This is a genomic window from Bacillus sp. FJAT-27231 (assembly GCF_001183975.1).
In the GTDB taxonomy this organism is placed as follows: domain Bacteria; phylum Bacillota; class Bacilli; order Bacillales; family Domibacillaceae; genus Pseudobacillus; species Pseudobacillus wudalianchiensis.
In genome coordinates this window covers 4,003,534-4,018,538 of the sequence record NZ_LFZU01000001.1, presented here as the reverse complement: position 1 = coordinate 4,018,538, position 15,005 = coordinate 4,003,534, and the positions used below count along the sequence as shown (strand labels likewise).

The window sequence follows — 15,005 nt, the reverse complement described above, 5'->3', positions numbered from 1 at the left end:
GGTTTTTTTGGGTTCTATTAAAGATGTATGTTGTTTTTTTAATGGTTGATTAGAGTGGAAGGAGGCGTTTCTTGGTGAAAGTATACGCAACGAGGGGGCTCACGGACAATCTGCAACGAAAACCAACAACCAAACATAATAGAATGTATTTTTTATTTCATTTATGAAATAAAAAATTTCATAAATGAAAGATTTTGATTCCTAGAAAAAGAAAAAATTGCCCTTTTTGTCAGAATAGTTTAAAAAATATCACGAAAAATAAATTGGTATGAATGTTGCATTTACTAATATGTATGGAAGAGTGAGAAATTAATTGAGCGAGGTGAAGTGAATTGACCCGTTACGAGTATGGTGGTGACGAGTTTATTTTTGTGGAATTATCTGAATCTATGAGTCTGGAAGCGAACTTTCAGGCGATGGCTATTACGAAACAGTTAAGAGAAGAGAAACTGCCAGGCATATTAGATATTTGCCCTTCTAACGCTTCTTATATGGTTCGTTTTAAACCAGAAGACATTCATCCAGATAAACTGATTTCAAAATTGAAAGAATTAGAGCAGTCTGTGTCTGTTGATGATTTTAATATTTCATCGAGAGTGGTAGATGTACCGATTTTATTCGATGATCCTTGGACAAATGAAGCGTTAATGCGTTTTAGAGATCGTCATCAGGATCCAACATCGACAGATTTAGAATATGCGGCCCGGATTAATGGATTTGATTCAAAAGAAGAGTTAATCAAAGCAATCACGGATTATCCTTATCTTGTATCGATGATTGGCTTTGTTCCGGGTCTGCCTTGGTGTTATCAAATGGTGCCACGTGAGCAGCAGATTGAGGTGCCGAAGTATGTTCGTCCACGTACGTATACACCAGAGCGGGCTTTCGGATTTGGTGGTGCCTTTGCGGTTATTTACCCGGTGCAAGGAGCAGGAGGCTATCAATTGTTCGGAATTGCTGCGGCGCCGATTTATCAAAAAGAGCAGCGGCTCTATGATTTCAAAGATTCCATCACCTTCCCAAGGCAGGGAGACATTTTTAGATATCGAAGCATCACAATGGAAGAATTCCAATCCATTGAGAAAGAAGTAGAGGATGGTACGTTCCGCTACTTAACGAGAGACATTACGTTTAAACCGCAAGAGGTACTGGAAAATCCAAAAGCATTTTCTGATGAAGTTTTAGGGGGGTTGTATGCATGATTAAAGTGATTCAGCCCGGTTTGCAGACGACAGTGCAGGATTATGGAAGAATCGGCTATTACGAAGTGGGTATGCCGCCATCGGGAGCGATGGATAAGTATTCCTACACAGCTGCCAATATACTCGTCGGCAACGATGAAAACGCGGCCGCACTTGAAATTACTTACATGGGACCTGTTCTGGAGTTCCATCAGGATGCCGTTATCGCTTTGACTGGAGGAGAAATACCGCCAAAAGTGAACGGGCAGCCTGTGCCGATGTGGGAGACTTTAGCTGTAAAAGCAGGGGACCAGCTATCATTTGATTTTGTAAAACAAGGAGCTCGTGTTTATTTGGCAGTAGCAGGCGGGCTAGATGTTCCGCTCATTATGGATTCCCGTTCTACTTACACGTTATGCGGGATTGGCGGGCTAGATGGACGTCCGCTGCAGGCGGGTGACGAGCTGAAGATCGGCTATGAGGCGAAGCATCAAGTAAAAATAGGCACACGTATACAGGATGAGCTTATCCCGACTTTTTCAAAAACAAATGAAATTCGAGTGGTCGTTGGGCTATGCAGCTATCGGCTTACTGAGGAAAGCAAGGAGCGTTTCTTTTCTATCGACTGGACGGTCACGCCAGAAGCCAATCGTGTTGGTTATCGTTTCAAAGGGGAGCGCTTGAACTTTGTAGAACGAGAGCAGCCATTCGGTGCCGGCAGCAATCCATCCAACGTAGTGGATCTCGGTTATCCGATTGGATCTATTCAAGTTCCGGATGGTGTAGAGCCGATTGCGTTATTAAACGACGCTGTAACAGGCGGAGGCTATGCAACAATTTGTACGATTATCAGCACGGATTTAAATAAAATGGCCCAAATCAAAACAAATGAAAAAGTTCGCTTTGTTGCTGTCAGCATTGAAGAAGCATTGCAGGCGAGAAAAGAATATAAAGATAAAGTGACACAAATGAAACAGCAATTACAACTGTCATAGGAGGAATGATGAATGCCTAGTACAAAAAGCCAAGTGCTTTCACCGATTCCGGGAGTGTTCTACCGCAAACCGGCACCCGACAAAGAAGTATTTATTAAAGAAGGCGACGCTGTGAAATCTGGAGACGTCATCGGCTTAGTTGAAGTAATGAAAAACTTTTATGAGATTAAAGCCGAAACGGATGGAGTGCTCGAAAGCTTCCTAGTTAACGAGGAAGACATTTTAGACGCAGGACAAGAAATCGCTGTTATATCAGTCCAATAACGAAGCAGAAATTTTTAGTGGAGGAGACCTATGTCATATTTCAGCAAAGTATTGATCGCTAATAGAGGTGAGATCGCAAGAAGAATTATCCGGACATGTCATCGGCTCGGCATCCAGACTGTGGCTGTTTATTCAGAGGCGGATGCCCAGGCGCCATTTGTCAGCGAGGCATCAGAGGCTGTTTGCATCGGTCCGGCTCAAGCTAAAAAGAGCTACTTGGATGTAGAGAAGGTAATTCAAGCAGCTAAGCAAACAAAAGCAGAAGCCATTCATCCCGGCTATGGTTTTTTATCGGAAAATCCGCAATTCGCTGAACGCTGTGAAGCAGAGGGCATTGTCTTTATCGGGCCTTCCGCTGATGTCATAAAAAGAATGGGATCGAAGCTTGAGGCGAGATCGGAAATGCAAAAAGCCGGAGTGCCTGTCGTTCCCGGTTCTGCGGGACAAATCGGCTCGGTGGAAGAAGCGGCAGCATTGGCCGAGGAACTCGGCTATCCGCTTATGCTGAAGGCAAGCGCTGGCGGAGGCGGAATCGGCATGCAGCTTGTCCGGGACCAGGAAGAGCTCGAGAAAGCTTTCCATTCAACTGTACAGAAAGCAGAATCATTTTTTAATGACGGGGCTGTCTTTCTCGAAAAGTGGGTTGCCAATCCTCGTCATATTGAAGTGCAAGTGGCAGCAGACCGCTTTGGAAATGTCGTTCATTTGTATGAAAGAGAATGTTCCATTCAGCGCAGAAATCAAAAGGTGATAGAAGAAAGTCCTTCTCCATTTCTAGATGAATCTCTTCGTCAGCAATTATTGGAGGCGGCTGTCCGGGGAGTAAAGGAAATGGGTTACACCAATGCTGGCACGATGGAGTTTATATTTGATGGGGATAAGAACTTTTATTTCTTGGAGATGAATACACGGCTGCAAGTAGAGCATCCGGTGACAGAAGAAATTACAGGGGTAGACCTCGTTGAATGGCAGTTAAAAATAGCCGCTGGACATGAACTTCCGCTTCGTCAGGAGGAAATAAAGAAGGCGGGACATTCCATCGAATGCCGGCTTTATGCGGAAGATCCAAAGACGTTCTTTCCTTCACCTGGCACAATCAATCAGCTGCAGCTGCCCGAAGAAGAAGTAAGGTTGGATTTTGGCGTAATAGAAGGCAGCGTTGTTTCGCCGTTTTATGATCCAATGATCGGTAAAATCATTGTTCATGGTACAGAACGCCTAGAAGCTATTAAGAAGATGGAACAAGCCTTAGCAGAGATTGAAGTTCAGGGACTGAAAACAAATCTTCCACTTTTAGAGTCTATCATGAGGAACGATCAATTTAAGAGTGGAGATTACACAACGAAATTTTTAGAAAAAACAGAAATTTTGTCCTAGGAGGTGAACGGAATGCATAAGGTCGACTTGAACTGCGACATGGGAGAAAGCTTTGGGCTCTATGAGCTGGGAAACGACGAGGAAATGATGCAATACATCACTTCTGCTAATATTGCCTGCGGTTTTCACGGGGGTGATCCCCATGTTATGCGAAAAACGGTGGAGCTCGCAAAAAAATATGATGTAGGGATTGGCGCGCACCCTTCATTTCCGGACTTATTAGGCTTTGGCCGCCGGTATATGACATGTACACCAGCTGAAGTAAAAGATTACGTCACCTACCAATTGGGAGCTTTACGTGAATTTTGCCGGGCAGCAAATGTGAAAATGCAGCATTGTAAACCCCACGGCGCCCTTTTTATGAAAGCGATGGAAGACAAACAGCTGGCGCGATCCATTCTCGAAGCCATCCATGAAACAGACCAAGATATGATAGTGTTTGCCCTTAATCAATCAGAAGTATACGAAGAAGCCGTTAAAATGGGCGTGCCGGTAGCAAAAGAAGCCTATTCCGACCGTGAACATACGGAGAGCGGTTCTATCGTCTTAACGAGAAGAGGATCGGAAATCAATGACTATGAAGCGCTGGCGAATCGTGTCGTTCGAATGGTGAAAGAGGAGCGAGTAGTGACGTACGACGGAAAGGATGTTTCGATCCAGGCAGAGACGATTTGCATTCATGGTGACACACCGGGTGCTCCGGCATTAGCGAAAGCGATTACGGCAGCTTTAAAAGCTGGCGGCGTTGAAATTGTACCAATCAAAAGGATCATAAAATAATAGGATGTAAGTTTACGAATGAAGATCCATGTATTAGGAAGGAGAATGTGCTGTTGAATATTGAATCCTCACATACTTTTAAGGGAGTTTCACGGGAGCTGCTATGGAAAACACTTCAAAACAAAGAGGCACTGCGGCGGTCACTGCCCGGTTGCCAATCATTTGAGGAAGTGGAAGACAACGTATTTAATGCGGAGCTTGGCATCAATATCGGGCCAGTGAAAGGCGCCTTCACAGGTGTTGTCCGCCAAGTAGATATTAACGAGCCGGAATCCTACCGCCTGCTTCTTGAAGGAAAGGGAAAGCCTGGTGAGATTGATGCGGATGCTCAAATGAGCCTTGAGGAGACTGCTGAGGGAACGATACTGACTTGCCGGGCAGACGTGAAAGTAACAGGTGTTTTGGCGGCTGTAGGACAGCGGGTTATGGGAGGTGTAGCCAAGGTTATACTCGGACAGTTTTTCAAAGACATTCAAAAGGAAACACAGGAAATGGCCAAGCTTTAATCTTGAAATTATTCAGGGGGTGCAATGAATGGCAATTGAAAATCGGAAAGTAACAGTCACTGTTAATGGGCAAGAGAGAAGCGCGGAAGTAGAACCGCGTAAATTACTAGTTCACTATCTTCGCGACGACCTCGGCTTAACAGGAACTCATATTGGATGCGATACGAGCCAATGCGGAGCCTGTACGATTACGGTAAATGGCGATGCTGTGAAATCTTGTACAATGCTGGCTGTACAGGCAGACGGGGCAGAAATTATGACAGTGGAGGGCTTAGGCACAAGGAATGAACTGCATCCAATGCAGCAAAGCTTCTGGGAAGAACACGGCCTCCAGTGCGGTTATTGTACGCCAGGAGTCATGATGGCGATGATCGGACTCCTCAAAGAAAATCCAAATCCAAGTGAAGAGGAAATCCGCGAAGGCATGGAAGGCGTAATCTGTCGCTGTACAGGCTACCAATTCATTGTAAGTGCTGTCCAAAAGGCAGCAAAAATAATGGCAGAAGCAAACGAGAAGAACGATCAAAAAGTCGCTGCCAGTCAATTAGTAGGGGAGGGGAACCTATAATGGCTAATGCAGTTGGCGCTCCGTTAAAGCGTAAAGAAGATCCTCGATTGTTAACAGGAAATGGCTGCTTTGCTGATGATATTCAATTGCCGGGCATGCTGCATGCGGTAATCTTAAGAAGCCCGCATGCGCACGCCAAAATTAAAAAAATTAACGTCGAAGAGGCATTAAAGTCCCCCCATGTTGTAGCAGTTTACACAGGAAAGGACCTTGAAGGAAAGATAGGCCCTGTTCCTTCTTCCTGGCTCGTTCCGGACTGTAACTTAAAAGAGGCCCCGCAGTACCCGCTTGCCATTGACCGTGTTCGTTACGTTGGAGACGGGGTGGCTTTAATTATTGCTGATGATCGCTATGCCGCTCGAGATGTACTTGACTTAATCGATGTAGAATACGAAGTGCTGCCGGCTGCGGTTCGCCAAAAAGAGGCGATACAAAAAGGAGTACCGCTCGTGCATGATGATATTGAAAACAATATCGCTCTGCACTGGAAGGCTGGAGAAGTAGCAGAAGAAATAATGGAGAATGCTGAAGTAGTAGTACGGGAAAGCTTCTACGTCCAACGGGTGTTTCCAAGTCCAATTGAGACACGGGCAGCGATCGGACAGTACAATCCGGGAAGTGAAGAATTAACTTTATGGTGCACCTCTCAAAATCCTCATATTCATCGGATGGTTCTAGCGGGAGTTCTTGGCATTTCTGAAGCAAAGCTCAGAGTCATTGCTCCTGATATGGGAGGCGGCTTCGGTGGCAAGATTGGTGTCTATCCCGATGAAGCATTGATTGGCTATGCTGCCCGTGACTTAGGCAGGCCTGTTAAATGGATTGAGCAGCGAAGTGAGCATTTTACCTCTTCTAACGCTGGGCGCGATGAAGTTATCGACGTGGAGCTGGCCGGAAAGCGCGATGGTACACTAACAGCCATCCGTGTTAAAAATACAGCCAACCTAGGTGCTTATTTATCTACCATGGGACCAGGGGTTTCAACGATTGACTTTGGCCTGATGGTTACCGGTGCATACGATATTCCTCACGCCTCTTGTGAAACGATCGGCGTTTATACGAATACAACACCGACTGATGCATACAGAGGGGCTGGGAAGCCGGAAGCTACTTATCAAATTGAGCGGATTATTGACTTGTATGCACGAGAAATCGGCATGGATCCACTCGAGCTTCGCAGAAAAAATCTTGTTCGTAAAGAAGCCTTCCCTTATACGAATGCCCAAGGGCTTGTGTATGACAGCGGTGATTATGAAAAGCCGCTTCAAAAAGCACTTGAAATCGTAAATTACGAGCAGCTGCGCCAGGAGCAAGAAAAACTCCGCAAACAAGGAAAACTAATCGGCATTGGTCTGTCTACTTACGTGGAGTTATGTGGATTCGGCCCTTCCAAAGTAGCCGGTGCTATTGGTTTCCAAGGCGGCGTGTGGGAGAACTCTACGGTGCGTGTTCATCCTTCTGGTAAAGTAACCGTTTATTCAGGAACTTCTCCGCACGGCCAAGGCCATGCAACAACATTTGGCCAAATCGTCGCAGATAAGCTTGGAGTGCCGATGGAAGATATTGAGTTAGTGTTCAGCGATACAAGAGCCATTTCAATGAGCTGGGGCACATACGGTTCTCGTTCCACAGCCGTGGGAGGAGCAGCAGTAGCTATTGCTGCTGACCGTGTTGTTGAAAAAGCAAAGAAAATTGCGGCCCATGAATTGGAAGCTGCTGTAGAGGATATTGTGTTTGAAAGGGGCGTTTTCCAAGTAAAAGGAGTGCCTGGTCAGCAGCGCAGCTTCCAGGAAATCGCGAAATCAGCAAATATGGCGTGGAATTTGCCGGAAGGAATGGAGCCTTCTTTAGAAGCCCAGTCCTTCTTTGACCCAGAGAACTTCGTTTATCCGTTCGGTACACATATCGCCATTGTAGAAGTGGATAAAGATACGGGCGAGATCGAATGGAAACGCTACGTTTGTGTCGATGATGTCGGACGTGTCATTAACCCGCTCACAGCAGAAGGGCAAGTGCATGGCGGCGTTGCACAGGGAGTTGGCCAGGCTCTTTGGGAAGGTGCTGTTTACAGCAAAGAAGGGCAGCTGTTATCGGGTACATTGATGGATTATGCGCTGCCGAAAGCACGCTTTTTCCCTCATATTGAATCGTCCTTTACGGAAACACCGTCGCCGGTCAATCCGCTCGGTGCGAAAGGGGTAGGAGAGACAGGCACTACCGCATCGATTCCAGCAGTGATGAATGCAGTGATGGACGCATTGAAGCCGTATGGCGTTAAAGACATTGAGATGCCGCTTACTCCTGAAAAAGTGTGGCGGGCTATTCAAAACGGGGAGGGGAACTGATTGATACCTGTTAAATTTGATTATACTCACGCTGAAACAGTCGATGAGGCTATTAAGCTGCTACAGGAAAGCGGCGGAGAAGGCAAGCTGATTGCTGGAGGGCACAGTCTGCTGCCGCTTATGAAATTCAGACTGACGGAACCAGGTGTTTTAATTGATATTAGCCGGATCGATCAGTTGAAAGAGGCCAGAAAAGAAGGGGACCGCATAATTGTTGGTGCTTTAATGACCCATAAGGAAGCATCCAAGCACCCGCTTATTAAAGAGCATGTTCCAGTTCTTGCTGATACCGTGCGCCAGATTGGGGATTTGCAAGTCCGTAATCGCGGGACGATTGGCGGAAATATTGCTCATGCCGATCCGGCAGCTGACCTGCCCGCAGCAGCTGTCGTATTGGAGGCGGAAATTATTGTCCAGGGAGAAGACGGAGAGGAAACGATGGGCATTGACAGCTTTATTATCGGCCCGTTAATTACGATGCTTCCTGAAAATAGCATTGTGACAGGCATTTCGTTTGCTATTCCGCCAGCTCATACAAAATCCGTCTATTTAAAATATTTCCATCCTGCTTCTGGTTACCCGGTAATAGGGGTAGCGGCTGTTGCTGGAGTGGGAGCAGATGGAAACATCGATTATATTCGCGTAGGCATTACCGGTGTCGGTGACATAGCTTTCCGGGCCGAATCCGTTGAACAAACCTTACTTGGACAAAAGCCTTCAAAAGCATTGATTCAACAAGCAGCAAAGCTGGCTGCTGAGGAAGGGGAAATGGGAAGTGATTTATTTGCTTCTGCCGAGTACCGGGAAAACCTATGCAAGGTTTATACAGAGAGAGCATTGAGCTCTATCCTTCTATAAAGCAATAATTGAAAAAGCGGGGACCGTTTCTTTATTGAACAGTCCCCTCTATATTTCTTTCTATTTTTAAAATAGATGGGAAACAGGGGTGATGACCATCCATAACAGTAGGCAATCGATAGAAAAGATCTTTCTTCAAAATGGCTATATAACTGATCAGGCGGCAGCTGCTGCACTGCACCTTGTACAAGCACTGCAAAAGCCGCTGTTAATTGAGGGGCCGGCAGGAGTTGGAAAAACGGAAATGGCTAAAGTGCTGGCCCAATCTCTAAACACCCGGTTAATCCGGCTTCAATGCTACGAAGGATTAGATGCCGCTAACGCTTTGTATGAATGGAACTATGCAAAGCAGCTCCTTCATATCCGCATGATGGAGAATAGCGGAGCAGCAGTTCGTGAAAAAGAAGCCGCCATTTTCAGCGAAGACTTTTTGCTGGCCCGTCCTTTATTGCAGGCTTTAACAGAAGAAGAGGCTTCGCCTGTATTGTTAATTGATGAAGTAGATCGGGCAGATGAGGAGTTTGAAGCTTTTTTGCTCGAAGCACTGGCGGAATTTCAAATTACCATTCCAGAGCTCGGCACGATTAAAGCGAAGCACCGTCCATTCGTGATCTTAACGTCTAACCGTACCCGCGAGCTTAGTGACGCTTTGAGAAGAAGATGCTTGTACCAGTGGATAGACTATCCGGATTATGAAAAGGAATCAGCTATTCTTCAAGCGCGTCTCCCTCATATCAATAAGCAGCTCGCTGATCAAATTGCCGGTATGATGGAAAGAATCAGGAAAATGTCGCTGCAGAAGGTGCCAGGGGTGGCAGAAAGCCTTGACTGGGCAGAAGCTCTTATGCTGTTGCATCGGGAGGAACTGGATAAGAAAACAGTGTGTGAAACACTCGGCTGCTTTATTAAGGATCGTGATGATTGGGACACTGTGAACCAGGCAATCGAACAAGGAGTTCTTTCACATTGATAACGGGCGGTTCTTCAGTAAATAATTTGTCTGGGCATATCCTGTCATTTTGCCGTTATTTAAGAAGGAAAGGTTTTTTAGTTGGATTAAAAGAAGCAGAAGATGGAATACGGGCGCTTCATTTTATTAATATCACTGACCGCGAGCAATTCCGGCTTGCTTTAAAGACGGTTCTCTGTTCAAGCAAGGAAGAGCAGGCCATTTTCGATCAAGCGTTCAAGTTGTTTTTCACAGCAAGCAGCCGTGATCAGGAGAAGATTCCCTTTCTTTCTTCCATGCAGCAAACGGGACGTGAGGAGCAGGAGGATGCAGCAGAAGAAGGAGAAGAGCAGGAAGAAGCGTTACGAAAAAATGGCGCAAGCGAAGCAACAGAGGGCTCTGCTGGTCATTCTATAGCAGCTGGGAGCGAAGAAGATCAGAAAAAGGGAACTGCGGATAAAGGACTTTCCAAAGCATTAAGATGGCTGGCTGCCAACACAACGAATCAGCAGGCAGTAGAACGGCAAGTCGTTATCTCGCCAACAGAGATGGGGAAGATGAGGAAGGCGGCCCGGAAATTTGTCCGATGCATACAGTTGAAGCAGTCGAGACGCCTTACAGTCAAAAGAAAAGGCCGAAGATTTGACGGCAGGCGCACATTGCGTGCCAGTCTGCAAACAGGAGGGTTTCCTGTAAATCCTGTTTGGAAAGGACCTAAAAAACTAAACGCTAAGTTTGTCTTGCTCTGTGACGGCAGCCGATCTATGTCAGCGTATGCTGATCCATTTTTACAGTTTGCCTATGCACTTACAGAGTATACTCGCCATGTGGAAGTGTTTCTTTTCTCAACGAAACTAAAAAGGATTACGCCGCAATTACAAAAAGGAAGCAATGGACAGCTGCCTGTATTGACTGTCTTTCAAGATGAATGGGGAGGAGGAACGCGCATTGGGGAATCACTTTGTTCATTCGTTCAGCAATATGGCCCTCAAATGCTGCGAAAAGAAACGATCGTGATGATCGCAAGCGACGGACTCGACACCGGCAGTATCGTTAGCTTGCCAAGGGCAATGAGAGAAATGAAGCAGCGAACATCTGCTGTTATTTGGCTGAATCCGCTTCTCAATCTTAACGGCTATCAGCCTGAAGCAAGGGGAATGAAGACGGCTCTTCCCTATATTGATGTATTTTCAGAGGCTCAAAGTGCGGCGTCTTTTGAAAGATTGGCAAGAATGATGACCATTCGGAGGTGAAGAAAATGTCAGAAACAGCTATTGTCATGCAAGCAATAGAGGAAACTCGAAAAGCAGGCCGAAAAGCCGCACTTGCCACAGTAGTACGTGTCTTTGGCTCTGCCTATCGCCGTGAAGGAGCGAAGATGCTGATTGACGAGAATGAAACTATAACAGGGATGATCTCTGGTGGATGCCTGGAGGCGGATGTCGCAGAAACAGCCAAACAGGTAATAGCATCTGGGGCGCCAATATTAAAAACATACGCCATGGACGAAGATGTTGTATGGGGGCTTGGGCTTGGCTGTCCAGGCACAGTGGAAATTTATATTGAACCGGTGCCTGATGGCTGCCAATCAATGGAGGAGAAAGCGGGGGATAGTAGTGTATCAGAAACTTGCTTTTGATGCTTGGCTTTCCTGTATAAAAGAAGAGAAAGAAGGCTTGCTTGCGACCGTCCTGCAGCAAGGAGGAGAGGCAGAAGGAAGACGCCTGTTCATTCCGAAAGAGGGGCAGCCTGTAGGAACACTCGGCGACACGGGCCTCGATTTACAAATAAAAGATCTAGCGAATCAGAAGTTACATGAATCTAATCCAAAGTCAGAGACGCTTACTCTGAAGAGAGCGGATAAAGAAGAGGAAAGTGTGTTTATCGACGTGTACATTCCTCCTTTGACTTTAATGATATTTGGGGCAGGTCATGATGCGATTCCTGTTGCAAAGTGTGGCGTATCATTAGGTTTCAAAACGGTTGTTGTGGATCAGCGTTCTTTTTATAACAGTGAAGAACGTTTTCCTGGTACGGAGAGAATTGTTATCGAAACAACTAAATTCTCTGAGGAAGTTTTGATCGATAGCCGCACGTATGTCATCGTAATGAATCACCATCTTGAGAGAGATCAGGAAACACTCAAATTCGTCCTGCCATCTAAGGCTCCTTACATAGGAGTACTTGGACCGCGTTCTCGCCGAATTCGTATGCTAGAAGCGATTGAAAAGGAAGGAGTGAGGTTTGAGGAGGAACAGCTGGAGAGGATGTATAGCCCGGTCGGCCTCGATATCGGCGCCGTGACATCTGAAGAAATCGCCATTAGTATTTTAGCCGAGATTATTGCAGTAAAGAACGGGCACAAAGGCGGCTTCCTGCAAAACTCAGCTCGTATTCACCAGCTGGCTAAGTCGTAAATTTAGATTAAAAAGGAAGGGGAAATATGAATACACATGTGCAGGCCATTATTCTTGCTGCCGGAACGTCCTCGAGAATGGGCAGACCGAAACAACTGCTCCCATTAGGTGAACACTTGCTGCTTGGTCATGTCATCAACCGCGTTCTGACAGGTGAATTCACAAAAGTGACGGCTGTCATTGGGCATGAAGCGGCTTTGATCCAAGAACTTCTTCCTGTTAAGGATAGCCGATTTCAATGGACTCTTAATGAAGATTATCATTCAGGACAAAGCTCTTCACTGAAACGGGGGATAGAAAGTTTAGGACTTCAACAGGCAAATGTGATGATTTTTCTTGGTGACCTTCCATTTATAGCAGAACAGACGATTCATACTGTCTATCAAAGCGGTGTAAGGATGCTTAAAGAGTATAAAGAACCTTTTATGATTCGCCCGGTATACAAGAATATACCTGGGCATCCTGTTTTTTTTGGACATATTTATCAGGAGATGTTTGCTGGACTGGACGGTGATCAGGGAGGAAGGGCGATAGCGGAACAGTTCGCTTATAAAAGGCGCCTGCTAGTGGAGGATGAGGGAATTCTGCTTGATATTGATACTCCAATTGCCTATGAAAAAGCAAAAGAACGATTTAAAAACTGAATGTTTAGAATAAAAAGTGTATTATAATGGTAGAAAAGGTGCTTTTTTGTAGTGACAGGAGGGGTACGTTGATTATTTGGAAAGACATTCTCAAACCAATTGATGTAGTTGTCGACACGGAAAGCACAGTGGAAACAGTTATTCAGCGGCTTGCAGAGAGCAGGACAGAGATCGCTCTCGTAAGAAAAGGGAGAGTGATTGCCGGATATTGTCACATGCGTCATGTGATGGAGCAGTTGGCGAGGTCTGGACGGCTAGATGAGCCTATCTCGTATAAAAGAGATTTGTTAAGGGTGCCTCAACTCTCCGCTGTTGAGTTTTCGCATAACATCTCCATGATCATTGGAGAGGATTTAGACAAAAAGGAAACAGGGTACATTACTGTGTCGGAAGCTAAAAATAAACTAAATGAGCTGAGGCTGACACAGCTGAACCAGCTGCTGCATGGCTCTGGTGTGGGCATTATTAGGACGAACATTCATTATGAAATAGAATTTATTAATGAGACGGCGGAAAATATTTTAGGAATACCGAGTTCTTTTCTTCTGTTTCGAAACTATAAAACTTTGTTAACAGTAGATAAAGATCTCGACCGGGTCATGAGTGGAGAAACACTCGTCAGTTTAAACAGCTCGATGAATTTTAAGCAGATGAGCGGAAACTTCTATCCCCTTAGAATTGATGGGAAAATAACCGGACTTGTACATATGTTTTTCTTAAGAGAAGTATTTGAAGAAGCTGTACAGGAGCTTGATTTTGTACGTAACTTATACTCTGATTTACAAGCAGTATATGCCTCCTCGCAAGAACAAATCCTCGTTATTGATGAAGATGGAAAAATACTTCGTGTAGCTGGTCTATTTTTAAGCAAGTTTTGGAAAGTGGACAAGCCTGAAAAAATAATTGGAAAACACATCAGCGAGTTTACTAAAAAAAATATCTTTCAGCCTGATGTCTTCACTCTCTGTGTGAAACAAAAGAGAAAGATAACAGCTCTCCAGGAATCAGTAGGAAGCAGGAGAATCTGGTCTGTAGCTACACCTGTTTATCATGAAGGAAAACTAGAAAAAGTCGTCATCCTTTCAAGAGACATTTCACATGCTCCGAATCAACACCATACATCTAAAAAAACAACGGAAAGCTCTGTGACAGATAAGCTGGCATCGGTTGCTACTCAAGGAAAGAAACTCGTATACCGCTCACAAAAAATAGAAAATTTATTAACTGAATTGCAGCGGGTAGCCCAAATGAATTCTACTGTTCTATTAGAAGGGGAATCAGGAGTGGGCAAGGAAATCTTTGCCCATAAAATCCACTCTGCAAGTACAAGAAGAGATGAGGCCTTTATTCGGGTAAATTGTGGTGCCATTCCGGAGCAGCTTATTGAAAGTGAACTCTTTGGCTATGAAAAAGGGGCTTTTACTGGTGCCGACCGAAATGGGAAGGCGGGACTTTTCGAGATTGCCCATAATGGCACGATTTTTCTTGATGAAATTGGTGAGCTGCCGCTAACGATGCAGGTAAAGCTCCTGCGTGTACTGCAAGAAAGAGAGATTACGAGAATTGGCAGCACGCGGACGATCACGGTAGATGTGCGAATCATCGCAGCAACCAATAAAAACCTAAAGGAAATGGTAGAAGACGGCGAATTTCGAGAGGATTTATATTACCGATTAAACGTTATCCCTTTCCAAATTCCACCGCTTAGGGAAAGAAAAGAAGATATTTTTCCGCTCGCTATCTTTTTTCTCGAGCAATTTAAACAGATGTACGAAATTAAAAAGAGCTTTACCCCCGAGGCGATTGATGTATTAGAATCATATGATTGGCCAGGAAATGTGCGGGAGCTCCAAAATATTATTGAGCGGCTAATTGTGTTAAGCGAAGGAGAATGGATTCAACGGGAAAATGTGCTCTACTCACTTTATGGAGACGGACAGAAACGAGAAAAGCCACCGTTCGTTTTTGAGATTATGCCACTGAAGGAAGCGATAGAAAAGCTGGAAACACAGTTGATTATCCGAGGGATGCAAAAGTATCGGACGGCTGCGAAATTATCGGAGGTATTAGGAGTAAGTCCAGCTACAATCAGCAGACGAATGAAAAAGCTTAAAGAATGAA

At 45.2% G+C, this 15,005-nt stretch carries 15 protein-coding genes; all 15 read left to right on the top strand.

Annotated features, from left to right (window positions below):
• The first annotated feature begins 332 nt into the window (after positions 1-332).
• A complete protein-coding gene (locus AC623_RS19215) occupies positions 333-1,202 on the top strand; it encodes a 5-oxoprolinase subunit B family protein (RefSeq protein WP_049665652.1) in 870 nt (289 codons plus the stop codon).
• Positions 1,199-2,176 carry a biotin-dependent carboxyltransferase family protein gene (locus AC623_RS19210; protein WP_049665650.1) on the top strand — a complete coding sequence of 326 codons (978 nt, stop codon included), beginning with the start codon at positions 1,199-1,201 and terminating at the stop codon, positions 2,174-2,176. Before AC623_RS19215 ends, AC623_RS19210 begins: the two co-directional genes overlap by 4 nt.
• A 12-nt stretch (positions 2,177-2,188) precedes the next feature.
• The gene (locus tag AC623_RS19205; RefSeq protein WP_049665647.1) at positions 2,189-2,440 is read left to right on the top strand and encodes an acetyl-CoA carboxylase; all 252 of its coding nucleotides are present in this window, start codon (positions 2,189-2,191) and stop codon (positions 2,438-2,440) included.
• Positions 2,441-2,470: 30 nt separating this feature from the next.
• Positions 2,471-3,817 carry an acetyl-CoA carboxylase biotin carboxylase subunit gene (locus AC623_RS19200; RefSeq protein WP_049665644.1) on the top strand — a complete coding sequence of 449 codons (1,347 nt, stop codon included), beginning with the start codon at positions 2,471-2,473 and terminating at the stop codon, positions 3,815-3,817.
• Positions 3,818-3,829: 12 nt separating this feature from the next.
• Positions 3,830-4,597 carry a LamB/YcsF family protein gene (locus AC623_RS19195; protein ID WP_049665643.1) on the top strand — a complete coding sequence of 256 codons (768 nt, stop codon included), beginning with the start codon at positions 3,830-3,832 and terminating at the stop codon, positions 4,595-4,597.
• A 53-nt stretch (positions 4,598-4,650) separates the two neighbouring features.
• Complete coding sequence (locus AC623_RS19190; protein ID WP_049665641.1) at positions 4,651-5,103, top strand: CoxG family protein; 453 nt, start codon at positions 4,651-4,653, stop codon at positions 5,101-5,103.
• A gap of 28 nt (positions 5,104-5,131) precedes the next feature.
• Positions 5,132-5,671, top strand: a complete 540-nt coding sequence (locus AC623_RS19185; protein ID WP_049665639.1) for a (2Fe-2S)-binding protein — start codon at positions 5,132-5,134, stop codon at positions 5,669-5,671.
• On the top strand, positions 5,671-8,016 hold the full coding sequence (locus AC623_RS19180) for a xanthine dehydrogenase family protein molybdopterin-binding subunit (protein WP_049665637.1): 2,346 nt from the start codon (positions 5,671-5,673) through the stop codon (positions 8,014-8,016). The genes AC623_RS19185 and AC623_RS19180 overlap by 1 nt, the downstream gene beginning before the upstream one ends.
• The gene (locus AC623_RS19175; RefSeq protein ID WP_049665635.1) at positions 8,017-8,874 is read left to right on the top strand and encodes an FAD binding domain-containing protein; all 858 of its coding nucleotides are present in this window, start codon (positions 8,017-8,019) and stop codon (positions 8,872-8,874) included.
• Positions 8,875-8,965: 91 nt separating this feature from the next.
• Complete coding sequence (locus AC623_RS19170) at positions 8,966-9,844, top strand: AAA family ATPase (RefSeq protein ID WP_049665632.1); 879 nt, start codon at positions 8,966-8,968, stop codon at positions 9,842-9,844.
• Positions 9,841-11,076, top strand: a complete 1,236-nt coding sequence (locus tag AC623_RS19165; protein ID WP_049665627.1) for a vWA domain-containing protein — start codon at positions 9,841-9,843, stop codon at positions 11,074-11,076. The genes AC623_RS19170 and AC623_RS19165 overlap by 4 nt, the downstream gene beginning before the upstream one ends.
• A 5-nt stretch (positions 11,077-11,081) precedes the next feature.
• Entirely contained in the window at positions 11,082-11,462 is a 381-nt protein-coding gene (locus AC623_RS19160; RefSeq protein WP_049665625.1) for an XdhC family protein, read from the top strand.
• Complete coding sequence (locus tag AC623_RS19155; protein ID WP_049665623.1) at positions 11,440-12,240, top strand: XdhC family protein; 801 nt, start codon at positions 11,440-11,442, stop codon at positions 12,238-12,240. The genes AC623_RS19160 and AC623_RS19155 overlap by 23 nt, the downstream gene beginning before the upstream one ends.
• Positions 12,241-12,266: 26 nt before the next feature.
• On the top strand, positions 12,267-12,884 hold the full coding sequence (locus tag AC623_RS19150) for a nucleotidyltransferase family protein (protein ID WP_049665620.1): 618 nt from the start codon (positions 12,267-12,269) through the stop codon (positions 12,882-12,884).
• Between the two features lie 68 nt (positions 12,885-12,952).
• On the top strand, positions 12,953-15,004 hold the full coding sequence (locus tag AC623_RS19145) for a sigma 54-interacting transcriptional regulator (RefSeq protein ID WP_049665619.1): 2,052 nt from the start codon (positions 12,953-12,955) through the stop codon (positions 15,002-15,004).
• Position 15,005: the final 1 nt, after the last annotated feature.